This window comes from Streptomyces pyxinicus (assembly GCF_024753135.1).
Lineage (GTDB): Bacteria > Actinomycetota > Actinomycetes > Streptomycetales > Streptomycetaceae > Streptomyces > Streptomyces pyxinicus.
In genome coordinates this window covers 76,160-99,545 of the sequence record NZ_JANUGP010000018.1, presented here as the reverse complement: position 1 = coordinate 99,545, position 23,386 = coordinate 76,160, and the positions used below count along the sequence as shown (strand labels likewise).

Genomic DNA, 23,386 nt, shown 5'->3' with positions numbered 1-23,386 from the left:
TCACGAGCGAGCGGGGACCCGGCGGTGCGTGTGCTCCACGCCGGATCCTGAGAGGCCTCCTTGAGCCAGAGTCGACACGTCCCGGTGATGCTCCAGCGGTGCCTGGACCTGCTGGCACCCGCACTGGAGCGCCCGGGAGCGGTGGTCGTCGACTGCACCCTCGGCCTCGGCGGCCACAGCGAGGCGCTGCTCGACCGGTTCCCCGAGGCCCGGCTCATCGGCCTCGACCGGGACAAGGAGGCACTGCGCCTGTCCGGTGAGCGCCTCGCGCCCCACGGTGAGCGCGCCACCCTGGTACACGCCGTCTACGACGAGCTGCCCGACGTCCTCGACCGGCTCGGCGTCCCCCATGTGCAGGGCGTCCTCTTCGACCTCGGCGTCTCCTCCATGCAACTGGACGAGGCCGACCGCGGCTTCGCCTACGCCCAGGACGCCCCCCTGGACATGCGCATGGACCAGACGACCGGCATCAGCGCCGCCGAGGTCCTCAACACCTATCCCGCCGGCGAACTCGTGCGCATCCTGCGCGCGTACGGCGAGGAGAAGCAGGCCAAGCGGATCGTCTCCGCCGTCGTCCGCGAGCGCGAGAAGGAGCCGTTCTCGAACAGCGCCCGACTGGTCGAGCTGATCCGGGACTCGCTGCCGCAGGCCGCCAAGCGCACCGGCGGCAACCCGGCCAAGCGCACCTTCCAGGCGCTGCGCATCGAGGTCAACGGCGAGCTGTCCGTCCTGGAGCGGGCGATCCCGGCCGCCGTGAAGGCGCTCGACGTCGGCGGACGCGTCGCGGTGCTGTCGTACCACTCGCTCGAAGACCGCCTGGTGAAGCAGGTGTTCGCGGCCGGGGCCGCCTCCACCGCGCCGCCCGGGCTGCCGGTCGTGCCCGAGCGCTACCAGCCGAGACTCAAGCTGCTCACCCGTGGTGCCGAACTTCCCACCGAGGAAGAGATCGCCGAGAACCGCCGGGCCGCGCCGGCCCGGCTGCGCGGCGCCGAACGCATCAGGAGGGACGCCGAGTGAGCCACAGGGGTCGGCCGGCCTGTCCAGGCCACGGGAGGAGCGGTGGGTAGGAAACCGCAGCCGAGGAGCGGGAAACCCGAGCTGAGGGGCAGGGCGGCCCGGCTCGCCCGACTTCTCCCGGCCGGCCGCGCGAAGGCGGCCCGCACCCCCTTCGTCCTGCTCGTCGTCCTGCTCCTGGGCGGCGGCCTCATCGGACTGCTGGTGCTGAACTCCGCCCTCAGCGAAGGCTCGTTCAAGCTCGCCGACCTGGAGAAGCGGACGAAGAACCTCACCGACCAGGAACAGGCGCTCCAGCGGGACATCGACGCCTACTCGGCCCCCGACGCCCTCCAGCGCCGCGCCCGGCAGCTCGGCATGGTCCCCGGCGGCGACCCTGCCTTCCTCGGCCCCGACGGCTCCGTCAAGGGCGTCCCGAGCCCGGCCGCCGCCGACCCGGCCGCCCTCACCACCCCGGCGGACCCGCTCGCCGCACCGCCCCCGGCCACCCCCGGGGCCGTACCGCCCGCCGCGACGCCGGCCCCGCCCCAGACCGCGCCCGCCCAGCCGATGCCGGTCACGGCGGCGCCGCTCGCCCCAGTCCAGCCCGCGTCCACCCCGACCCCCGGCAGGTGACGGAAGTGTCCGACAGGGAACCGCCGCGCCGTCGGGTGCCCGCGCCCGCCAAGCCGCCCCGGCCGCGTGGGGCCGTACGGGGGCGGCCCGGGCCCGGTGCCCGGCCGGTTCGCCGGCCGAGTGGCGCCCGGCCCATGCCCCCGCCCCCGTTGCGCCTCGGCAGCCCCCGGCCCCGGCTGCGTCTGGTCGGCCTCGGGCTGACCCTGGTGATGCTCGCCTTCGTCGTCAGGCTGCTCCAGGTGCAGGCCGTCGACGCCGGCGCCTACGCGGCCCGCGCCGAGCAGAACCGCTACGTGGTGCACACCCTGGCCGCCGAGCGCGGTGGCATCAGCGACCGCAACGGCGTGGCCCTGGCCGTCAGCGAGGACGCCTACGACATCACGGCCGACCCGACGATGTTCAGCCGCGAGGAGCTGAAGATCGGCAACGGCCCCGAACAGGCCGCCGCGCTGCTCGCGCCGATCCTCCGCCAGGACCGGGCCGCCCTGGTCAAGAAGCTGCGCCCGGCCAACAAGGACTCCCGCTACGCCCGGCTCGCCAACCGGCAGACCCCGCAGGTCTGGAAGCAGATCAAGGACCTGCGCAGCGCGCTCGCCAAGAAGGCCGAGACCGACCGGACGACCGTCAACGTGCTCGGCGGCGTCTTCGCCGACCCCAGCAGCCAGCGCGTGTACCCCAACAAGGACCTCGCCGCCGGGATACTGGGCTGGGTCAACGCCGACGGCAAGGGCGGCGGCGGCATCGAGCAGGCGCTGAACAAGCAGCTCTCCGGCAAGGACGGCAAGGTCCGCTACGCCCAGTCCGGCGGCCGGCAGGTGCCCACCGCCGGGTCGACGGAGACGCCCGCGGAGCCCGGCGCCGACGTGGAGCTGACCATCGACCGCGACATCCAGTGGGCCGCGCAGAACGCGATCAGCGAGCAGGTCAAGGAGTCCAGGGCGGACCGCGGGTACGTCATCGTCCAGGACACCCGTACCGGACAGATCCTGGCCATGGCCAACTCACCCGGCTTCGACCCCAACGACCTCTCGAAGGCCGACGGCGACGCCATGGGCAACGCGGCCGTGCAGGACGCCTACGAGCCCGGCTCCACGGCGAAGGTGATGTCGATGGCGGCCGTGCTGGAGCAGAACGCGGCCACCCCGCTCACCCACGTCGTCGTACCCAACCGGCTGCACCGCGGCGACCGGCTCTTCCAGGACGACGTCGACCACGCCACCTGGAACCTCACGCTCAACGGCGTCCTGGCCAAGTCCAGCAACATCGGCACCATCCTGGCCACCGGCGAACTCGGCAAGACCCAGCCCGAGGCCAACAAGGTCCTCTACTCCTACCTGCGCAAGTTCGGCATCGGCGAGGACACTGGGCTCGGCTTCCCGGGCGAGACCCGGGGCATCCTCGCACCGCCGCAGAAGTGGTCCACCTCGCAGCAGTACACGATCCCTTTCGGCCAGGGCTTCTCCATCAACGCCATGCAGGCCGCCTCCGTGTACTCGACCATCGCCAACGGCGGAGTGCGGGTCGAGCCGACCCTGGTGCGCGGCACCAAGGGCGCCGACGGACGCTTCACCCCGGCCAAGAAGCCCGAGGAGAACAGGGTCGTCAGCGCCAAGACCGCCAAGACGCTGGCCCAGATGCTGGAGTCCGTGGTGGACGACGAGCAGGGCACCGGCATCAAGGCCCGCATCCCCGGGTACCGGGTCGCGGGCAAGACCGGCACGGCCAACCGCGTGGATCCGGCCACCGGCCGCTACCGCGGCTACACCTCCTCCTTCGCCGGTTTCGCGCCCGCGGACAAGCCGCGGATCACCGTCTACTGCGCCATCCAGAACGCCACCAGCGGCAGCTACTTCGGCGGCCAGATCTGCGGGCCGATCTACAAGCAGGTGATGGAGTTCGCGCTGAAGACCCTCCAGGTCCCGCCGACCGGCGCGAAGGCCGCCAACCTGCCCGTCAGCTACAAGCCCTGATCAGCACCTCGGAAACACCAGGAACCGCCCGTGACAACGATCACTCCCGGCCCCGGGAACCACGGGGACGCCAGTCCCTCACTTCGCTCCGGAGCCCGCACGCCCGGTACGCTCACCGCCGTGCCACATGCTGATCAGTCCCAAACCACCCAGAAGGGCGCTTCCGTGACCTACCCGGGGCCGCCACGACCGGTTCACGTCTCCGCCACCCCCCTCGCGGAACTGGCCGATCAGCTGGGTACCGCCGCTCCGGCCGGCGCCGCCGAGGTCACGGGCATCACCCACGACTCGCGCGCCGTCCGCCCCGGCGACCTGTACGCCGCCCTCCCGGGCGCCCGCCTGCACGGCGCCGACTTCGCCACCCAGGCCGCGAGCCTGGGCGCCGCCGCCGTGCTCACCGATCCGGCCGGCGCCGAGCGCGCCACGGCCACCGGACTGCCGGTGCTGGTCGTGGACGACCCGCGCGCGCGGATGGGCGAACTGGCCGCCACCATCTACGGCCACCCCGGGCGCGACCTGCTCCAGATCGGCATCACCGGCACCTCCGGCAAGACCACCACCGCCTACCTGGTCGAGGGCGGTCTCAAGGCCGTCCGCAGCACCGGGCTGATCGGCACGGTGGAGATGCGCATCGGCGAGGAGCGCATCAAGTCCGAGCGCACCACCCCCGAGGCCACCGATCTCCAGGCCCTGTTCGCCGTCATGCGCGAACGCGGCGTCGAGGCGGTCGCCATGGAGGTCTCCAGCCACGCGCTGGTCCTCGGCCGGGTCGACGGCTGCGTCTTCGACATCGCCGTCTTCACCAACCTGAGCCCGGAACACATGGAGTTCCACTCCGGCATGGAGGACTACTTCCGGGCCAAGGCGCAGCTCTTCACGCCCCGGCGCAGCAGGCTCGGCGTCGTCAACGCCGACGACGAGTACGGCCGCCGGCTCGCCGCCGAGGCGACCGTGCCGGTCGTCACCTACTCCGCCGAGGGACACCCGGACGCCGACTGGCGCGCCGCGGACGTCCAGGTCGGCCCGATGGACTCGACGTTCACCGTGCTCGGCCCGAACGGCGAGCGGGTGCACGCCAGGTCGCCGCTCGCGGGCCCGTTCAACGTGGCGAACACCCTCGCCGCCGTCGTCGCCCTCACCGCGGCCGGCCTCGACCCGCAGACCGCCGCCGACGGCATCGCCGCCGTCCCGGGCGTCCCGGGCCGCCTGGAGCGCGTCGACGCCGGGCAGCCGTACCTCGCGGTCGTGGACTACGCCCACAAGACCGACGCGGTCGAATCGGTGCTCAAGGCCCTGCGCAAGGTCACCAAGGGCCGGCTGCACGTCGTCCTCGGCTGCGGCGGCGACCGGGACAGGACCAAGCGGGCCCCGATGGGCGCCGCCGTCGCCCGGCTCTCCGACACGGCCGTGCTGACCTCCGACAACCCCCGCTCCGAGGACCCCCTCGCGATCCTCGCGACCATGCTCCAGGGCGCGGCCTCCGTGCCCGCGCACGAGCGCGGCGAGGTACTCCTGTTCGAGGACCGGGCCGCCGCGATCGCCGCCGCCGTCGGCCGCGCGCAGCCCGGGGACACCGTCCTGGTCGCCGGCAAGGGCCACGAGCAGGGCCAGGACATCGCCGGTGTGATCCGTCCCTTCGACGACCGCCAGGTGCTCCGCGAAGCCGTCCAGAACGCCCAGGGATGAAAATCCAGAAGACCCACGGGATGAACTTGTGATCGCCCTCTCCCTCGCCGAGATCGCAGCAGTCGTCGGCGGGCAGACGCACGACATACCGGATCCGTCCGTCCAGGTCACGGGCCCGGTCGTCCGGGACTCCCGCGAGGTGGTGCCCGGCAGCCTGTTCGCCGCGTTCGTCGGCGAACGCGTCGACGGCCACGACTACGCGGCGCGGGTCGTCGAGGCCGGCGCGGTCGCCGTCCTGGCGTCCCGCCCGGTCGGGGCGCCCGCGATCGTCGTCGAGGACGTGCAGAACGCCCTCGGCGCCCTCGCCCGGCACGTCGTGGCCCGCCTCGGCGCGACCCTCGTCGCCCTGACCGGTTCGGCCGGCAAGACCAGCACCAAGGACCTCATCGCCCAGGTGCTCCGGCGCCAGGCGCCGACCGTGTTCACGCCCGGCTCGTTCAACAACGAGATCGGGCTGCCGCTGACCGCGCTGTCCGCGACCGCGGAAACCCGTTTCCTGGTCCTGGAGATGGGCGCCCGGGGCATCGGCCACATCCGCTACCTCACCGGTCTCACCCCGCCGCGGATCGGCCTGGTGCTCAACGTCGGCACCGCCCACATCGGCGAGTTCGGCGGCCGCGAGCAGATCGCCCAGGCCAAGGGCGAACTCGTGGAGGCCCTGCCGGCCGCCGAGGACGGCGGCGTGGCGGTCCTCAACGCCGACGACCCGTTGGTCCGGGCCATGGCCTCCCGTACCCAGGCGAAGGTGGTCCTTTTCGGAGAGTCGGCCGAAGCGGACGTACGGGCCGAGAACGTACGACTCACGGACAGCGGACAGCCCGCCTTCAGGCTTCACACACCCTCCGGTGCATGCGATGTGACCATGCGCCTGTACGGTGAGCACCACGTGTCGAACGCGCTCGCCGCGGCCGCCGTCGCCCATGAGCTGGGCATGTCCGCGCAGGAGATCGCCACCGCGCTCTCCGAGGCGGGCTCCCTCTCCCGCTGGCGCATGGAGGTCACCGAGCGCCCGGACGGCGTGACCATCGTCAACGACGCCTACAACGCCAACCCCGAGTCCATGCGGGCCGCCCTCCGGGCGCTCGCGGCCATGGGCCGGGGGCGGCGGACCTGGGCGGTGCTCGGCAAGATGGCCGAGTTGGGGGACGAGGAGCTCGCCGAGCACGACGCCGTCGGACGGCTCGCCGTCCGGCTCAACGTCAGCAAGCTCGTCGCCGTCGGGGGGGTTGAGGCCTCCTGGCTGCAACTGGGCGCATATAACGAGGGTTCGTGGGGTGAGGAGTCGGTGCACGTGTCCGACGCACAGGCGGCGATCGACCTGTTGCGCAGCGAGTTGCGCCCGGGGGACGTCGTCCTCGTGAAGGCGTCCCGTTCGGTGGGGCTGGAGAGCGTCGCCCAGGCGCTCGTCGAGACCGGTGCCGAGGGTGAGGTCGCGGCCCGATGATGAACCAGGTGCTGTTCTCGGGAGTCATCGGCCTCTTCCTGACGCTGATCGGCACCCCGCTGCTGATCAAGCTGCTGGCCCGCAAGGGCTACGGCCAGTACATCCGTGACGACGGCCCGCGCGAGCACGCCAGCAAGCGCGGTACGCCGACCATGGGCGGTATCGCCTTCATCCTGGCGACGATCGCGGCGTACTTCCTGAGCAAGGTCATCACCGGCAAGTCGCCGACCTACTCCGGACTGCTGGTCCTCGGCCTGATGTTCGGCATGGGCCTGGTCGGCTTCCTGGACGACTACATCAAGATCGTCAAGCGGCGTTCGCTCGGTCTGCGGGCCAAGGCCAAGATGGCCGGTCAGCTGATCGTCGGCATCTCCTTCGCGGTGCTGTCGCTGATGTTCTCCGACGCGCGCGGCAACACCCCGGCGTCCACCAAGCTGTCGTTCATCACCGACTTCGGCTGGTCGATCGGCCCGGTGCTGTTCGTGGTCTGGGCGCTGTTCATGATCCTCGCCATGTCCAACGGCGTGAACCTGACCGACGGTCTGGACGGCCTGGCCACCGGCGCCTCCGTGCTGGTCTTCGGCGCCTACACGTTCATCGGTGTGTGGCAGTTCCAGGAGTCCTGCGCCAACGCGCAGACCCTGACCAACCCGGGCGCCTGCTACGAGGTGCGCGACCCGCTGGACCTCGCGGTCATCGCCTCCGCCCTGATGGGCGCCTGCCTCGGCTTCCTGTGGTGGAACACCTCGCCGGCCAAGATCTTCATGGGCGACACCGGTTCGCTCGCGCTCGGCGGTGTCCTCACCGGCCTGGCCATCCTCTCCCGCACGGAGCTGCTGGTGGCCATCATGGGCGGCCTGTTCGTCCTCATCACCATGTCGGTCGTCATCCAGGTCGGCTCCTTCCGGCTCACCGGCAAGCGCGTCTTCCGGATGGCACCGCTCCAGCACCACTTCGAACTCAAGGGCTGGTCCGAGGTCCTGGTCGTGGTCCGTTTCTGGATCATCCAGGGCATCTGTGTGATCGTCGGACTGGGCCTCTTCTACGCGGGATGGGCAGCGGACAAGTGACCTCCACCTCGGCGCCCTTGGACCTCCGGGGCACGCACGTCACCGTCGCCGGGCTCGGCGTCTCCGGGATCCCGGCGGCCAAGGTGCTGCACGCGCGCGGAGCGGTCGTCACGGTCGTCAACGACGGCGACGACGACCGCGCCCGGGAGCAGGCCGCACCGCTTGAGGCGCTCGGCATCACCGTGCGCCTGGGCGACGGGGCCACCCTGCCGGAGGGCACCGAGCTGATCGTCACCGCGCCCGGCTGGCAGCCGGACAAGCCGCTCTTCCGCGCGGCCGAACAGGCGGGCGTGCCCGTCTGGGGCGACGTCGAACTGGCCTGGCGGCTCAGGGGACCGGGCGCGGCCCCCTGGCTCGCCGTCACCGGCACCAACGGCAAGACCACCACCGTCCAGATGCTCGCCGCCATCCTGAAGGCGGCCGGCCTGCGCACGGCCGCCGTCGGCAACATCGGCGTCTCCCTGCTGGACGCGGTCCTCGGCGAGGAGGAGTACGACGTGCTCGCCGTCGAACTGTCCAGCTACCAGCTGCACTGGGCGCCCTCCCTGCGCGCCCACTCCGCGGCGGTGCTGAACCTCGCCCCGGACCACCTGGACTGGCACGGCTCCATGGCCGCCTACGCCGCCGACAAGGGCCGGATCTACGAGGGCAACCAGGTCGCCTGCGTCTACAACGTCGCCGACCGGCGCACCGAGGACCTGGTCCGGGAGGCCGACGTCGAGGAGGGCTGCCGCGCCGTCGGCTTCACCCTCGGCACCCCCGCGCCCTCCCAACTCGGCGTCGTGGAGGGCATCCTGGTCGACCGCGCGTTCGTCGCGGACCGGCACAAGAACGCCCAGGAGCTGGCCGAGGTCGCCGACGTCGACCCGCCGGCCCCGCACAACATCGCCAACGCCCTCGCCGCCGCGGCCCTCGCGCGCGCCTTCGGCGTGCCCGCCGCCGCCGTACGCGAGGGGCTGCGGAACTTCCGCCCCGACGCGCACCGCATCGCGCACGTCGCCGACCTCGACGGGGTCGCGTACGTCGACGACTCCAAGGCGACCAACACGCATGCCGCGGAAGCGTCATTGGCGTCATATGAACCGATCGTATGGATCGCGGGCGGTCTGGCGAAGGGCGCGACCTTCGGCGAACTCGTCACCAGGTCGGCCAAGCGGCTGCGCGGCGCCGTCCTGATCGGCGCCGACCGGGCGCTGATCCGCGAGGCCCTCGCGCGACACGCCCCGGAAGTACCCGTGGTGGACCTCGACCGGACCGACACTGGGGCGATGCTCCAGGCGGTGACGGAGGCGAAGCGGCTCGCGCAGCCCGGCGACACGGTGCTGCTGGCCCCGGCCTGCGCCTCCATGGACATGTTCACCAACTACAACCAGCGCGGCGACGCGTTCGCGGCTGCGGTCCGCGAACTCGGCGCCTGACCCCGGCCGCCTGCCGGGCGGATCTTGGGAGGGACGCGTGGGACGGTCGACGTTCAGTGGAGGCGCCGATGCCCGGTAGCCGTACCGGCCGCCCGCCCGTACAGCGGGCGTCCCGGCGCCCCGTCCTCCCGCGCCCTGCCCGCGAGAACCCCGTACGGCGGTCGTACACCCGCGCGCGCAAGGCCTGGGACCGCCCGCTGACCGCCTACTACCTGATCGTCGGCGCCAGCGTGCTGATCACCGTGCTGGGCCTGGTGATGGTCTACTCGGCCTCCCAGATCACCGCGCTGCAACTCTCGCTGCCCGGCTCCTACTTCTTCCGCAAGCAGTTCCTCGCCGCGGCCATCGGCGGCGGCCTGCTCCTCACCGCCTCCCGGATGCCGGTCCGGCTGCACCGGGCGCTGGCCTACCCGATCCTGGCCGGTGCCGTCTTCCTGATGGCCCTGGTGCAGGTGCCGGGGATAGGGATGGCGGTCAACGGCAACCAGAACTGGATCTCCCTCGGCGGCTCCTTCCAGATCCAGCCCAGCGAGTTCGGCAAGCTGGCCCTGGTGCTGTGGGGCGCGGACCTGATCGCGCGCAAGCAGGAGCGGAAGCTGCTCACCCAGTGGAAGCACATGCTGGTGCCGCTGGTGCCGGTCGCCTTCCTGCTGCTCGGCCTGATCATGCTCGGCGGCGACATGGGCACCGCGATCATTCTCACAGCGATCCTCTTCGGCCTGCTGTGGCTCGCGGGGGCGCCGACCCGGCTGTTCGCGGGGGTGCTGTCGGTGGCCGGCCTGATCGGCGTGGTCCTGATCAAGACCAGCCCCAACCGGATGGCCCGCCTGGCCTGCATCGGCGCCACCGAGCCCAAGTCCGGGGTGGCCGACTGCTGGCAGGCCGTGCACGGCATCTACGCGCTGGCCTCCGGCGGGATCTTCGGCTCGGGGCTCGGCGCGAGTGTGGAAAAATGGGGCCAACTCCCCGAGGCGCACACGGACTTCATCTTCGCCGTCACCGGTGAGGAACTGGGCCTGGCGGGGACGCTGTCGGTGCTCGCCCTGTTCGCGGCTCTAGGCTATGCGGGTATCCGCGTGGCCGGACGCACGGAGGACCCCTTCGTCAGGTATGCCGCGGGAGGCGTGACCACCTGGATCACCGCCCAGGCGGTGATCAACATCGGTGCGGTGCTCGGTCTGCTGCCGATCGCCGGCGTCCCGCTCCCGCTGTTCTCCTACGGAGGGTCCGCCCTGCTGCCGACCATGTTCGCCATCGGGCTGCTGATCGCCTTCGCGCGCGACGAGCCCGCTACCCGGGCGGCGCTCGCGGTGCGGCAACCTCGCTTTGGTAGAAAGCGGGCGGGAGGCTCCGGTGCCGAGCGGGGGCCTCGGAGATGGAACACGATGCGACGGCGTGCCTCGGCGGCGCGTCCGTCCGGAGAGCGGTGAATTTCGGTGCATGTCGTACTCGCCGGTGGGGGGACCGCCGGCCACATCGAGCCCGCGCTCGCCCTCGCGGACGCCCTGCGCAGGCAGGACCCGACCGTGGGGATCACGGCCCTGGGCACGGAACGCGGTCTGGAGACCCGGCTCGTCCCGGAACGCGGCTATGAGCTGGGGCTGATCCCGGCGGTGCCGCTGCCCCGCAAGCCGACCCCCGAGCTGATCACCGTGCCGGGCCGGCTGCGCGGCACCATCAAGGCCGCCGAGCAGATCCTGGAGCGCACCAAGGCCGACTGCGTGGTCGGCTTCGGCGGCTACGTGGCGCTGCCCGGCTACCTGGCCGCCAAGCGGCTCGGCGTGCCGATCGTGATCCACGAGGCCAACGCCCGCCCCGGCCTGGCCAACAAGATCGGTTCGCGGTACGCGGCCCGGGTCGCCGTCTCCACGCCCGACAGCAAGCTGCGCGACGCCCGCTACATCGGCATCCCGCTGCGCCGCTCCATCGCCACCCTGGACCGGGCGGCGGCCCGCCCCGAGGCCCGGCACCGCTTCGGCCTCGACCCCAACCTGCCCACGCTGCTCGTCTCCGGCGGCTCCCAGGGCGCCCGCCGGCTCAACGAGGTGGTCCAGCAGGTCGCCCCCTGGCTCCAGCAGGCCGGCATCCAGATCCTGCACGCGGTCGGACCGAAGAACGAACTGCCGCAGGTGCACCAGATGCCGGGGATGCCCCCATACATCCCGGTAAGTTACCTGGACCGGATGGACCTCGCGTACGCCGCGGCCGACATGATGCTCTGCCGCGCGGGCGCGATGACCGTCGCCGAACTCTCCGCCGTCGGACTCCCGGCCGCCTACGTCCCGCTGCCCATCGGCAACGGCGAACAGCGGCTGAACGCCCAGCCGGTGGTCAAGGCCGGCGGCGGACTCCTCGTCGACGACGCGGAGCTGACGCCCGAGTGGGTGCAGCAGAACGTGCTGCCCGTGCTCGCCGATCCGCACCGGCTGTACGAGATGTCCCGCGCGGCGAGCGAGTTCGGCCGCCGGGACGCCGACGAACTCCTCGTCGGCATGGTGTACGAGGCGATCGCCTCACGCCGTTAGGACCATATGACGAAAGGGTAGTGAGCGTGGCCGGACCGACGACCGCCGAGCGCGGTGAACGCCAGCAGGAGTCGTCCGGCCCGCCCCCCGCCCGGGGCCGCGCACGTCTGCGACTTCGTACGATCGTCATCCTGGCCGTGGCCCTCGTCCTCCTCGGGGCGGGCGGTGCTTGGGCGTTGTACGGCTCCCAGTGGCTGCGTGTCCGGCACGTCTCGGTGTCCGGCACGCTCGTGTTGACCCCCGCCGAGGTGCGCGAGGCGGCGGCCGTCCCCGTCGGGTCGCCGATGGCCTCCGTCGACACCGACGGCATCGAGGCCCGGCTCGCCAGGAAACTCCCGCGCATCGACACGGTCGACGTGGTCCGCGCCTGGCCGCACGGCATCGGGCTGAAGGTGGTCGAGCGCACCCCGGTCCTGCTGGCCCGAAAAGGCGGGAAGTTCACCGAGATCGACGACGAGGGCGTCCGGTTCGCCACCGTCGCGCGGGCGCCGCACGGCGTCCCGACGCTCGAACTCTCCGTCTCCCGCACCGGTTCCGGCGCCGCCGCCCTCCGGCGGTTCGGTACCGGCCGGCTGGTGCGCGAGTCGGTGCGGATCGCCGGCGCGCTGCCGGCCGCCGTGGCCCGCGACACCCGCACCGTACGGGTGCGCTCCTACGACGACATCACGCTGGAGTTGAGCGGCGGCCGCACCGTCGCCTGGGGCAGCGACGAGAACGGGCGCGCCAAGGCACGGACCCTCACCGCTCTCATGAAAGCAGCCCCCGGCGCACGGCACTTCGACGTCAGCGTCCCCACCGCCCCTGCGTCATCGGCGAGTTGACGCACATCAGCGCAGGCCAGCACCCTGGTTGGGCACCGCTATGGCTGATCACATAGGGTGAAAAGAAAAACGGGAGGTTCGGCGTGTTCGTTGAACGGGCGCCACTTGTCGACTTAGTGTCCTGTTCAGAAGACTTAAGGGAACAGACACACTGGTAACCCTAAACTTCAACGTTAGGGTTCGGGTCGGCGCTACGGACCGTCCCATTCGGCATCCGTCGTCCCGGCGCGGGGCAACCGCACCGCGGCGACAACGTAATTCGAGGCGAGAGGCCTTCGACGTGGCAGCACCGCAGAACTACCTCGCAGTCATCAAGGTCATCGGTGTCGGCGGCGGTGGTGTCAATGCCATCAACCGGATGATCGAGGTCGGTCTCAAGGGCGTCGAGTTCATCGCCATCAACACCGACGCACAGGCGCTGTTGATGAGTGACGCCGACGTCAAGCTCGACGTGGGCCGTGAACTGACCCGCGGACTCGGCGCCGGCGCCAACCCGGCCGTCGGCCGCAAGGCCGCCGAGGATCACCGCGAGGAGATCGAGGAGGTCCTCAAGGGGGCCGACATGGTCTTCGTCACGGCCGGTGAAGGCGGCGGCACCGGCACCGGCGGCGCGCCCGTCGTGGCCAACATCGCGCGTTCGCTCGGCGCCCTCACCATCGGCGTGGTCACGCGCCCGTTCACCTTCGAGGGACGGCGCCGCGCCAACCAGGCCGAGGACGGCATCGCCGAACTCCGCGAAGAGGTCGACACCCTCATCGTGATCCCCAACGACCGGCTGCTGTCCATCTCGGACCGCCAGGTCTCGGTCCTGGACGCCTTCAAGTCCGCGGACCAGGTCCTGCTCTCCGGCGTGCAGGGCATCACCGACCTCATCACCACCCCCGGTCTGATCAACCTCGACTTCGCCGACGTCAAGTCGGTCATGTCCGAGGCCGGTTCGGCCCTCATGGGCATCGGCTCCGCCCGCGGCGACGACCGCGCGGTGGCCGCGGCCGAGATGGCGATCTCCTCGCCGCTGCTGGAGGCGTCCATCGACGGCGCCCGCGGCGTGCTGCTCTCCATCTCCGGCGGCTCCGACCTCGGCCTGTTCGAGATCAACGAGGCCGCCCAGCTGGTCAGCGAGGCCGCGCACCCGGAGGCCAACATCATCTTCGGCGCCGTCATCGACGACGCCCTCGGTGACGAGGTCCGGGTCACCGTGATCGCGGCCGGCTTCGACGGCGGCCAGCCCCCGGCCCGCCGGGACAACGTCCTCGGCTCGGCCTCCACCGGCTCCGCCCCCGCCCGCCGCGAGGAGCCCGCCCCGGCCCGGCCGGCCGAGCCCAGCCGGCCGTCCTTCGGCTCGCTCGGCAGCGTCAAGCCGAAGGAGGAGCCGGAGCCGGCGCCCGAGCCGGTCGCCGAGATCCCGGTCGCCCCGCCGGTCACCCCGGCACCGCGCCCCCCCTACTCGGACAGCGCGGCGGAGGAACTGGACGTCCCGGACTTCCTCAAGTGATAGGACGGCGCGAGAGCGTGAGCGGCGCGCACTTCGCCTTCACCGACCGGTGGGGCGGGGTGAGCGCCGCTCCGTATGAGGAGCTGAATCTCGGGGGTGCCGTCGGGGACGTTCCCGAGGCGGTGCGCGCCAACCGGGAGCTGGCGGCGAAGTCGCTCGGCCTCGACGCGGCCCGGGTAGTCTGGATGAACCAGGTGCACGGTGCCGACGCCGAGGTGGTCGAGGAGCCGTGGGGCGAGGGCCCGGTGCCGGCGGCCGACGCCGTCGTCACCGTCCGCCGCGGACTCGCCCTCGCCGTCCTCACCGCCGACTGCGTGCCGGTCCTGCTGGCCGACCCGGTCGCCGGGGTCGTCGCGGCGGCCCACGCGGGACGGCCCGGGATGGTCAAGGGCGTCGTCCCGGCCGCCGTACGGGCCATGACCGCGCTCGGCGCCGAGCCGGACCGGATCGTCGCCCGCACCGGACCCGCCGTGTGCGGCCGGTGCTACGAGGTGCCCGAGCCGATGCGCGCCGAGGTGGCCGCCGTCGAGCCGGCGGCGCACGCTGAGACCAGTTGGGGCACACCGGCGGTCGACGTGAGCGCCGGCGTGCACGCGCAGCTCGACCGGCTCGGGGTGCGCGACCGGGCGCAGTCGCCGGTGTGCACGCTGGAGTCGCACGACCACTTCTCGTACCGACGGGACCGCACCACCGGGCGGCTCGCCGGCTATGTCTGGCTGGACTGATGGGGCATGACGGACCGTAGAGACGAACTCGCCGCGAACCTCGCGAAGGTGGAGGAGCGCATCACGGCCGCGTGCGTGGCGGCCGGGCGCGAGCGGGCGGAGGTGACGCTGATCGTGGTCACCAAGACCTACCCGGCGAGCGATGTACGCATCCTCTCGGAGCTCGGCGTGCGCCTCGTCGCCGAGAACCGCGACCAGGACGCGGCGCCCAAGGCCGCCGTGTGCGCGGATCTGCCGCTTTCCTGGCATTTCGTCGGCCAGTTGCAGACCAACAAGGTGCGTTCCGTGGTCGGTTATGCCGATGTGGTGCAGTCCGTCGACCGGGCCCGGCTGGTGACGGCCCTGTCGAAGGAGGCGGTGCGGACCGGCCGCGAGGTCGGCTGCCTGATCCAGGTCGCGCTCGACGCGGGCGCCGACGGCCGGGGTGAGCGCGGTGGCGTCGCCCCGGCGGGGATCGAGGAGTTGGCCGGCCTGGTGGCGGACTCCCCGGGGCTGCGGATCGACGGCCTGATGACTGTCGCGCCGCTCACCGGGGAATACGCGGGACGCGAACAGGCGGCGTTCGAGCGGCTCATGGTTTTGTCGACCCACCTGCGCCGAACCCATCCGGCTGCGACCATGGTGTCCGCGGGGATGAGTGCGGACCTCGAACAGGCCGTGGCCGCCGGAGCGACACATGTGCGCGTCGGCAGCGCGGTACTCGGTGTCCGCTCCAGGCTCGGGTAACGTCGCCAGGAAGTCGGACCACAGCAGAAAATATGGTCAATGCCCAGGAAGACGGGCACAACGACCACGTGGATCGCGGGCACTTGGCAGTCGTCAGTCGATCCACCACAGAGCGGAGGACTCAGAGCATGGCCGGCGCGATGCGCAAGATGGCGGTCTACCTCGGCCTCGTGGAGGACGATGGTTACGACGGCCGCGGATTCGACCCCGACGACGACTTCGAGCCCGAACTGGACCCGGAGCCGGAGCGGGACCACCGACGGCACGAGCCGTCACACCAGTCACACGGTGCACACCAGTCCCAAAGGGACGAAGAGGTGCGAATCACGCAACCGCCCGCGCCCCGCGAGCCGGTGGCCCGCGCGACTTCGCTCGCCGCGGAATCGGGCCGCCCCGCGCGGATCGCGCCCGTGGCATCCATCACACAAGAACGCCAGTCCCTGGAGAAGAACGCACCGGTGATCATGCCCAAGGTCGTGTCGGAACGAGAGCCGTACCGGATCACCACGCTGCACCCGCGGACCTACAACGAAGCCCGTACCATCGGGGAACACTTCCGTGAGGGCACCCCGGTGATCATGAATCTGACTGAGATGGATGACACAGACGCCAAGCGACTTGTCGACTTTGCGGCCGGTTTGGTGTTTGGTCTTCACGGCAGCATCGAGCGGGTGACGCAGAAGGTGTTCCTGTTGTCTCCTGCTAACGTCGATGTCACGGCGGAGGACAAGGCCCGCATCGCAGAGGGCGGGTTCTTCAACCAGAGCTGAGACGCATCCACCGGATCGAAGTACGGAACAGCACGGAACAGGGGAGAGGGAAGTCCAAGCCATGAGCGTGTTCGCGCAGGTGATCTACATCGCGCTGATGGTGTTCCTCGTCGTGCTGATCTTCCGGCTGGTCATGGACTACGTGTTCCAGTTCGCCCGCTCGTGGCAACCCGGCAAGGCGATGGTGGTCGTACTGGAGGCCACCTACACTGTCACCGATCCACCGCTGAAGCTTCTGCGGCGGTTCATCCCGCCGCTGCGTCTCGGGGGCGTGGCGCTCGACCTGTCCTTCTTCGTACTGATGATCATCGTTTACATCCTCATCTCGCTTACGAACCTCGCGAGATGAGAAGAATATGGACGATACGGTCTTGCCGACTGCCGATGACTACGTTGAGGTGAAGAGATGCCGTTGACCCCCGAGGACGTGCGGAACAAGCAGTTCACGACCGTCCGCCTCCGAGAAGGCTATGACGAGGACGAGGTCGATGCCTTCCTCGACGAGGTCGAAGCCGAACTGACCCGTCTGCTCCGCGAGAACGAGGACCTGCGCGCCAAGCTGGCCGCCGCCACGCGCGCGGCCGCGCAGAACCAGCAGAACATGCGCAAGGGTCCCCCGGAGCAGGAACAGCAGCAGCAGGGCATGCGCGGTCCCGGCGCTCCGGTACCCGCCGGGATATCGGGCCCGCCGCAGCAGCAGATGGGCGGCCCCATGGGTGGCCCGCCCCAGCTGCCGAGCGGTGCCCCGCAGCTCCCCGCCGGCCCCGGCGGTCAGGGCGGTCCGCAGGGTCCCGGCCCGATGGGTCAGGGCGCCATGGGTCAGGGCGGTATGGGCCAGGGGTCCATGGGCCAGGGCGGCATGGGTCAGGGTTCCATGGGTCAGGGCGGCATGGGCCAGGGTCCGATGGGTCAGGGTCCGATGGGCCAGGGCGGCATGGGACAGGGCCCGATGGGCGGCCAGCCGCCCATGCAGCAGCAGATGGGTGGCCCGATGGGCGGCCCCATGGGCGGTCCGATGGGCGGCCCCGGTCAGGGTCCCGGTGGCGACAGCGCCGCCCGCGTCCTCTCGCTGGCCCAGCAGACCGCCGACCAGGCGATCGCCGAGGCCCGTTCCGAGGCCAACAAGATCGTCGGCGAGGCCCGCAGCCGCGCCGAGGGTCTGGAGCGGGACGCCCGTGCCAAGGCCGACGCCCTGGAGCGGGACGCGCAGGAGAAGCACCGCGTCGCGATGGGCTCCCTGGAGTCCGCCCGCGCCACGCTGGAGCGCAAGGTCGAGGACCTGCGCGGCTTCGAGCGCGAGTACCGCACGCGTCTGAAGTCGTACCTGGAGTCCCAGCTGCGCCAGCTGGAGACGCAGGCCGACGACTCGCTGGCCCCGCCGCGCACCCCGGCCACCGCGTCGCTGCCGCCGTCCCCGGCGCCCTCCATGGCCCCGGCCGGCGCGAGCGCCCCGTCCTACGGCGGCAACCCGTCGATGGGCGGCCCGTCCGCTCCGGCCGCGCCGTCCTACGGCGGTCAGCAGCAGATGACGCCGGCCATGACCCAGCCGATGGCTCCGGTCCGTCCGCAGGGTCCGTCCCCGATGGGCCAGGCGCCCTCGCCGATGCGCGGGTTCCTGATCGACGAGGACGACAACTGAGCACCGGGCACGGTGTGTAGTACGCCATAGGCGTCGGCAGCGTTCAGGGCGGGACCCCGGATCATCCGATCCGGGGTCCCGCCCTTTTTACGCGCGTTGCTCCGGTTCTCCCCACGCGAAAGGGCCCGGCCTCCGGGAGCGGAGGCCGGGCCCTTCACCGGAACCGCCGGTCTACGAGGCCTTGCGCAGCCGGAACGTGAGGGCCAGCCCCTCGTCGGTGAACGGCTCCCCGTAGCTGTCGTCGGCCTCGCCCTGGGCGAAGTCGGTCGCCAGGACCTCGTCGGCGATCAGCCCGGCGTGCTCACCGAGCGCCGCGATCACCGCCGGGTCCGCGGAAGTCCACCGCAGCGCGATCCGGTCGGCCACGTCCAGGCCGCTGTTCTTGCGGGCCTCCTGGATCAGCCGGATCGCGTCCCGGGCCAGGCCCGCCTGCCGCAGCTCCTCGGTGATCTCCAGGTCCAGCGCGACCGTGGCACCGGAGTCGGAGGCCACCGACCAGCCCTCGCGCGGGGTCTCGGTGATGATCACCTCGTCCGGGGCGAGCGTGACCGTCTCCCCGTCGACCTCCACCGACGCCGTGCCCTCGCGCAGCGCCAGCGACAGCGCCGCCGCGTCCGCCTGCGCGACCGCCTTGGCCACGTCCTGCACCCGCTTGCCGAACCGCTTGCCGAGCGCGCGGAAGTTGGCCTTGGCGGTGGTGTCCACCAGCGAGCCGCCGACCTCGGCCAGCGACGCCAGCGCGGAGACGTTCAGCTCCTCGGTGATCTGGGCGTGCAGTTCGCGGTCGAGGGAGTCGAAACCGGTGGCCGCGATCAGCGCGCGGGACAGCGGCTGACGCGTCTTCACACCCGACTCCGCGCGCGTGGCCCGCCCCAGCTCCACCAGCCGGCGCACCAGCACCATCTGCCGCGACAGGTCCGGGTCGATCGCCGACAGGTCCGCCTCCGGCCAGGACGCCAGGTGCACCGACTCCGGGGCGCCCGGGGTGACCGGCACGACCAGGTCCTGCCACACCCGCTCGGTGATGAACGGGGTGATGGGCGCCATCAGCTTGGTGACCGTCTCCAGCACCTCGTGCAGCGTGCGCAGCGCGGCCTTGTCGCCCTGCCAGAAGCGGCGCCGCGAACGGCGGACGTACCAGTTGGACAGGTCGTCGACGAACGCGGACAGCAGCTTGCCGGCGCGCTGGGTGTCGTACGCCTCCAGGGACCGCGTCACCTGGTCGGTGAGCGCGTGCAGCTCGGACAGCAGCCAGCGGTCCAGCAGCGGGCGGTCGGCCGGGGCCGGGTCCGCCGCGCTCGGCGCCCACTGCGAGGTACGGGCGTACAGGGCCTGGAAGGCGACCGTGTTCCAGTACGTCAGCAGGGTCTTGCGGACGACCTCCTGGATGGTGCCGTGTCCGACCCGGCGCGCGGCCCACGGGGAGCCGCCGGCGGCCATGAACCAGCGCACCGCGTCCGCGCCGTGCTGGTCCATGAGCGGGATCGGCTGGAGGATGTTGCCCAGGTGCTTGGACATCTTGCGGCCGTCCTCGGCCAGGATGTGGCCCAGGCAGACGACGTTCTCGTACGACGACTTGTCGAACACCAGGGTGCCGACGGCCATCAGCGTGTAGAACCAGCCGCGGGTCTGGTCGATCGCCTCGGAGATGAACTGCGCCGGGTAGCGGCTCTCGAACAGCTCCTTGTTCTTGTACGGGTAGCCCCACTGCGCGAACGGCATCGAACCCGAGTCGTACCAGGCGTCGATCACCTCGGGCACGCGCGTGGCGGTCTTGCCGCAAGCCTCCTGCGGGCAGGCGAAGGTGACCTCGTCGATGTACGGGCGGTGCGGGTCGAGGTCCGACTGGTCGGTGCCGGTCAGCTCGGACAGCTCCGCGCGGGAGCCTGCGCAGGTGAGGTGGTCGTCCTCGCAGCGCCAGATCGGCAGCGGGGTGCCCCAGTAGCGGTTGCGGGACAGCGCCCAGTCGATGTTGTTGTTCAGCCAGTCGCCGAAGCGGCCGTGCTTGACCGTCTCCGGGAACCAGTTGGTCTTCTCGTTCTCCTGGACGAGACGGTCCTTGACCGCCGTCGTGCGGATGTACCAGGAGGGCTGCGCGTAGTAGAGCAGCGCGGTGTGGCAGCGCCAGCAGTGCGGGTAGCTGTGCTCGTAGGGCAGATGCCGGAAGAGCAGGCCGCGCTGCTTCAGGTCCTCGGTGAGCAGTTCGTCGGCCTTCTTGAAGAAGACGCCGCTGACGAGGGGGACGTCCTCCTCGAACGTGCCGTCCGGGCGGACCGGGTTGACCACCGGCAGGCCGTAGGCGCGGCAGACCTTGAGGTCGTCCTCACCGAAGGCGGGGGACTGGTGGACCAGACCCGTGCCGTCCTCGGTGGTCACGTACTCGGCGTTCACCACGTAGTGCGCCGGCTCCGGGAACTCCACCAGCTCGAAGGGGCGCTGGTACGTCCAGCGCTCCATCTCGGCACCCGTGAAGGTCTGCCCAGTGGCCTCCCAGCCCTCGCCGAGCGCCTTGCCGAGCAGCGGCTCGGCGACGACCAGCTTCTCCTCGCCGTCCGTGGCGACCACGTAGGTGACGTCGGGGTGCGCGGCGACCGCCGTGTTGGACACCAGGGTCCACGGGGTGGTCGTCCACACCAGCAGCGCGGCCTCGCCGGCCAGCGGTCCTGAGGTGAGCGGGAAGCGGACGTACACGGAGGGGTCCACGACCGTCTCGTAGCCCTGCGCCAGCTCGTGGTCGGACAGGCCGGTGCCGCAGCGCGGGCACCAGGGGGCGACGCGGTGGTCCTGGACCAGCAGGCCCTTGCCGAAGATCTCCTTCAGCGACCACCAGACCGACTCGACGTACTCGGGGTCCATGGTGCGGTAGGCGTCGTCCAGGTCGACCCAGTAGCCCATGCGGGTCGTCAGCTCGGCGAAGGCGTCGGTGTGCCGGGTCACCGACTCGCGGCACCGGGCGTTGAACGCGGCGATGCCGTACGCCTCGATGTCCTTCTTGCCGGAGAAGCCCAGCTCCTTCTCGACGGCCAGCTCGACGGGCAGGCCGTGGCAGTCCCAGCCGGCCTTGCGGGCGACGTGGTAGCCGCGCATGGTGCGGAAGCGGGGGAAGACGTCCTTGAAGACGCGCGCCTCGATGTGGTGCGCGCCCGGCATGCCGTTGGCGGTGGGCGGGCCCTCGTAGAACACCCATTCGGGGCGGCCCTCGGACCGCTCCAGGCTCTTGGCGAAGACCTTCTGGTCGCGCCAGAAGTCGAGCACCGCGTGCTCAAGCGCGGGCAGGTCGACCTGGGCGGGCACCTGGCGGTACGTCGGCGCTGTCATCTGCGAGCATCCTCCAACGGAACTTGCTGCCTTCCGTCGGAGGGACGAGAGCTGTCCGCGCCGTGTGCGGCGCGCTCCCGCGGTACCACCCTCCTTGGCCCCCGCCGCGCCCTACGCGGTGGTGAGCCCCCTCATTGGGGTCGCGAAACCGGTTCTACTGGCCCTGGCCCTTCGGCCGGGGGCGTTCTTCCGGCGGCTCCGGGGTGATCTTCACGTCGCGCTCGCCCCCGGGCTCACACCGTCCCCGGGTCGCTCTGGGCTGCGTACGCCGCTACTCGTCCCCATCCACGCTTCTCGCTCCGCCCAGTGTACGGCGCCGCGCGGACAGCGGCGGACCGGTTTTCCGGGGGCGCGCGTGACCCGAACGGGCCGGGGCGCGCGCCGGGGCCCGCGCGGGGCGGGCCCCGGCGGATTACCCGGCGGGGAGCTGGGCACAACGGATGCAGGCTCACAGCGTGGGGGGTGCGGGCGGGCGAATCGGGCGGTGTGCCCCGTTGCCGCGGGACTCAAGTCGATTTATCGTCCCAGCACGATTCGCGCGCAAGATCACAATGTGTGAAGGGGCCGCGGCCATGGTGGCGAAGAAGACCGAGGCGGACCGGACCGCGCGGCAGACCGCTGCCGGGACGGCACGGGCGAAGAAAGCACCGGCCCGGCCGGCCGCGGCCGGGCAGGCACCGGCGAAGAAGGCGGCGAAGCACGTGAAGGCAGCCACGGAGGAACCGGCCGCGCGGACGACGGCGGTGAAGAAGACGGCCGTGAAGAAGACCGCTGCCGAGAAGACGGCCGCCGACGGGAAGCCCGTGAGGGACGTCCCGGCGAAGAAGGCCCCGGCGAAGAAGGCGCCGGTGAAGCGGGCCGAGACCGGGAAGACGCAGGCGAGGAAGGCGGCCGCCGGGAAGGCGGCCGCCGCGAGCACGGCCAAGAAGGCGGGCGCGGCGCGGGCCGCGGAGCAGACGGGAGCCACGACGGTGGTTGCGAAGAAGACTCCTGGCACGGCCACGGCGGAGACCGGCGTCCCGAAGGCGCGGGCGGGGGCCGTGGAACCCGGCGAGCTGGCGGTGCGCCCCGGGGAGGACCCCTGGACCCCCGAGGAGGTCGCCGAGGCCCGCGCGGAGCTGGAGTCCGAGGCGGCGCGGCTGTCGGCGGAGATCAGCTCCTCGGAGGCCGCCCTCGTCGGACTGATGCGGGACTCCGGGGACGGCGCGGGCGACGACGAGGCCGACACCGGCACCAAGAACATCACGCGCGAGCACGAGATGGCGCTGGCCGCCAACGCGCGCGAGATGCTCGACCAGACGGAGCGGGCCCTGCAACGGCTGGAGGCGGGCACCTACGGCCTGTGCGAGAACTGCGGCAACCCCATCGGCAAGGCCAGGATGCAGGCCTTCCCGCGCGCCACCCTGTGCGTGGAGTGCAAGCAGAAGCAGGAACGCCGATCCTGAGCGTGGGTCCCCGCCGGGGCGTGCCGTAGTCTCGTCCTCAGTCAGGCACCTAGGCTGAGGGACTCACGTGACAGAGGCGGAGCGCATCATCGGTACGCCGGACACCCCGGACGGCGGCGAGCGGGCGGTACCGGTGCGGCGGCCGGCCGGGCGTGGCCGCCGGATCGCCGTGCTGTTCGCGGTGGCGGCCTTCGCCTACGCCCTCGACCTGGGCAGCAAGCTGCTCGTGGTGGCCAAGCTGGAGCACCGCGCGCCGATCCGGGTGGTCGGGGACTGGCTGGAGCTGCACGCCATCCGCAACCCCGGCGCGGCCTTCGGGTTCGGCGCCGCTTTCACGATCATCTTCACGCTCATCGCGGCCGCCGTGATCGTGGTGATCATCCGGCTCGCCCGCAAGCTGTACAGCTTCCCCTGGGCCGTCGCGCTCGGCCTGCTGCTCGGCGGCGCCCTCGGCAACCTCACCGACCGCGTCTTCCGGGCCCCCGGGATCTTCGAGGGCGAGGTCGTGGACTTCATCGCGCCCAAGGGGTTCGCGGTGTTCAACCTCGCCGACTCGGCGATCGTGTGCGGCGGCATCCTGATCGTGCTGCTCTCCTTCCGGGGCCTCGACCCGGACGGCACCGTCCACAAGGACTGAGCACCGGCGGGGACCTGCCTCGGGCCGGTTTTCCACAGGCTCGTGCGGGGGCGTCCGGCCCGTCCGGC

19 protein-coding genes are annotated in these 23,386 nt (G+C 71.6%); 18 read left to right on the top strand and 1 reads right to left on the bottom strand.

Going from position 1 to position 23,386, the window contains the following annotated elements; genetic code table 11:
* Positions 1–60: 60 nt before the first annotated feature.
* The 16 genes from rsmH to NX794_RS22645 all read left to right on the top strand — a co-directional run bounded on the left by rsmH (position 61) and on the right by NX794_RS22645 (position 17,918).
* Entirely contained in the window at positions 61–1,017 is a 957-nt protein-coding gene (gene rsmH, locus NX794_RS22720) for a 16S rRNA (cytosine(1402)-N(4))-methyltransferase RsmH (RefSeq protein ID WP_258780576.1), read from the top strand.
* 42 nt (positions 1,018–1,059) lie between these two features.
* Entirely contained in the window at positions 1,060–1,629 is a 570-nt protein-coding gene (gene ftsL / locus NX794_RS22715; RefSeq protein ID WP_258780575.1) for a cell division protein FtsL, read from the top strand.
* A gap of 5 nt (positions 1,630–1,634) precedes the next feature.
* Entirely contained in the window at positions 1,635–3,599 is a 1,965-nt protein-coding gene (locus NX794_RS22710) for a peptidoglycan D,D-transpeptidase FtsI family protein (RefSeq protein WP_309506016.1), read from the top strand.
* A 165-nt stretch (positions 3,600–3,764) separates the two neighbouring features.
* On the top strand, positions 3,765–5,285 hold the full coding sequence (locus tag NX794_RS22705; RefSeq protein ID WP_258780573.1) for a UDP-N-acetylmuramoyl-L-alanyl-D-glutamate--2,6-diaminopimelate ligase: 1,521 nt from the start codon (positions 3,765–3,767) through the stop codon (positions 5,283–5,285).
* 28 nt (positions 5,286–5,313) lie between these two features.
* The gene (locus NX794_RS22700; protein ID WP_258780572.1) at positions 5,314–6,729 is read left to right on the top strand and encodes a UDP-N-acetylmuramoyl-tripeptide--D-alanyl-D-alanine ligase; all 1,416 of its coding nucleotides are present in this window, start codon (positions 5,314–5,316) and stop codon (positions 6,727–6,729) included.
* Positions 6,726–7,799, top strand: coding sequence for a phospho-N-acetylmuramoyl-pentapeptide-transferase (gene mraY, locus NX794_RS22695; RefSeq protein WP_258780571.1), 1,074 nt, complete (start codon positions 6,726–6,728; stop codon positions 7,797–7,799). Before NX794_RS22700 ends, mraY begins: the two co-directional genes overlap by 4 nt.
* Entirely contained in the window at positions 7,781–9,217 is a 1,437-nt protein-coding gene (murD, locus tag NX794_RS22690) for a UDP-N-acetylmuramoyl-L-alanine--D-glutamate ligase (protein WP_258780570.1), read from the top strand. Before mraY ends, murD begins: the two co-directional genes overlap by 19 nt.
* Before the next feature lie 68 nt (positions 9,218–9,285).
* Positions 9,286–10,647 (top strand): putative lipid II flippase FtsW, encoded by a 1,362-nt coding sequence (ftsW, locus tag NX794_RS22685; protein ID WP_258780569.1) that lies wholly within the window; start codon positions 9,286–9,288, stop codon positions 10,645–10,647.
* Positions 10,648–10,653: 6 nt separating this feature from the next.
* A complete protein-coding gene (gene murG, locus NX794_RS22680; RefSeq protein ID WP_258780568.1) occupies positions 10,654–11,742 on the top strand; it encodes an undecaprenyldiphospho-muramoylpentapeptide beta-N-acetylglucosaminyltransferase in 1,089 nt (362 codons plus the stop codon).
* A 26-nt stretch (positions 11,743–11,768) separates the two neighbouring features.
* Positions 11,769–12,563 carry a cell division protein FtsQ/DivIB gene (locus NX794_RS22675; protein ID WP_258780566.1) on the top strand — a complete coding sequence of 265 codons (795 nt, stop codon included), beginning with the start codon at positions 11,769–11,771 and terminating at the stop codon, positions 12,561–12,563.
* 280 nt (positions 12,564–12,843) lie between these two features.
* Entirely contained in the window at positions 12,844–14,058 is a 1,215-nt protein-coding gene (ftsZ, locus tag NX794_RS22670) for a cell division protein FtsZ (RefSeq protein ID WP_258780565.1), read from the top strand.
* Positions 14,055–14,783, top strand: a complete 729-nt coding sequence (gene pgeF, locus NX794_RS22665) for a peptidoglycan editing factor PgeF (protein ID WP_258780564.1) — start codon at positions 14,055–14,057, stop codon at positions 14,781–14,783. Before ftsZ ends, pgeF begins: the two co-directional genes overlap by 4 nt.
* A gap of 6 nt (positions 14,784–14,789) precedes the next feature.
* A complete protein-coding gene (locus NX794_RS22660) occupies positions 14,790–15,509 on the top strand; it encodes a YggS family pyridoxal phosphate-dependent enzyme (RefSeq protein WP_258780562.1) in 720 nt (239 codons plus the stop codon).
* Positions 15,510–15,637: 128 nt separating this feature from the next.
* Positions 15,638–16,279 carry a cell division protein SepF gene (locus tag NX794_RS22655; protein WP_258780560.1) on the top strand — a complete coding sequence of 214 codons (642 nt, stop codon included), beginning with the start codon at positions 15,638–15,640 and terminating at the stop codon, positions 16,277–16,279.
* A gap of 61 nt (positions 16,280–16,340) precedes the next feature.
* Positions 16,341–16,628, top strand: coding sequence for a YggT family protein (locus NX794_RS22650; protein ID WP_190017683.1), 288 nt, complete (start codon positions 16,341–16,343; stop codon positions 16,626–16,628).
* 57 nt (positions 16,629–16,685) lie between these two features.
* Complete coding sequence (locus NX794_RS22645) at positions 16,686–17,918, top strand: DivIVA domain-containing protein (protein WP_258780559.1); 1,233 nt, start codon at positions 16,686–16,688, stop codon at positions 17,916–17,918.
* Between the two features lie 171 nt (positions 17,919–18,089).
* Here the strand turns inward: NX794_RS22645 and ileS are convergent, their stop codons facing one another.
* Positions 18,090–21,236 carry an isoleucine--tRNA ligase gene (gene ileS / locus NX794_RS22640; RefSeq protein ID WP_258780558.1) on the bottom strand — a complete coding sequence of 1,049 codons (3,147 nt, stop codon included), beginning with the start codon at positions 21,234–21,236 and terminating at the stop codon, positions 18,090–18,092.
* Positions 21,237–21,808: 572 nt separating this feature from the next.
* Here ileS and NX794_RS22635 point away from each other — a divergent pair.
* Together NX794_RS22635 and lspA are read left to right on the top strand one after the other, a co-directional pair.
* Positions 21,809–22,681: a TraR/DksA family transcriptional regulator gene (locus tag NX794_RS22635; protein WP_258780557.1), complete on the top strand. Its 873-nt coding sequence runs from the start codon at positions 21,809–21,811 to the stop codon at positions 22,679–22,681.
* A gap of 67 nt (positions 22,682–22,748) precedes the next feature.
* The gene (lspA, locus tag NX794_RS22630; RefSeq protein ID WP_258780556.1) at positions 22,749–23,318 is read left to right on the top strand and encodes a signal peptidase II; all 570 of its coding nucleotides are present in this window, start codon (positions 22,749–22,751) and stop codon (positions 23,316–23,318) included.
* Positions 23,319–23,386: the final 68 nt, after the last annotated feature.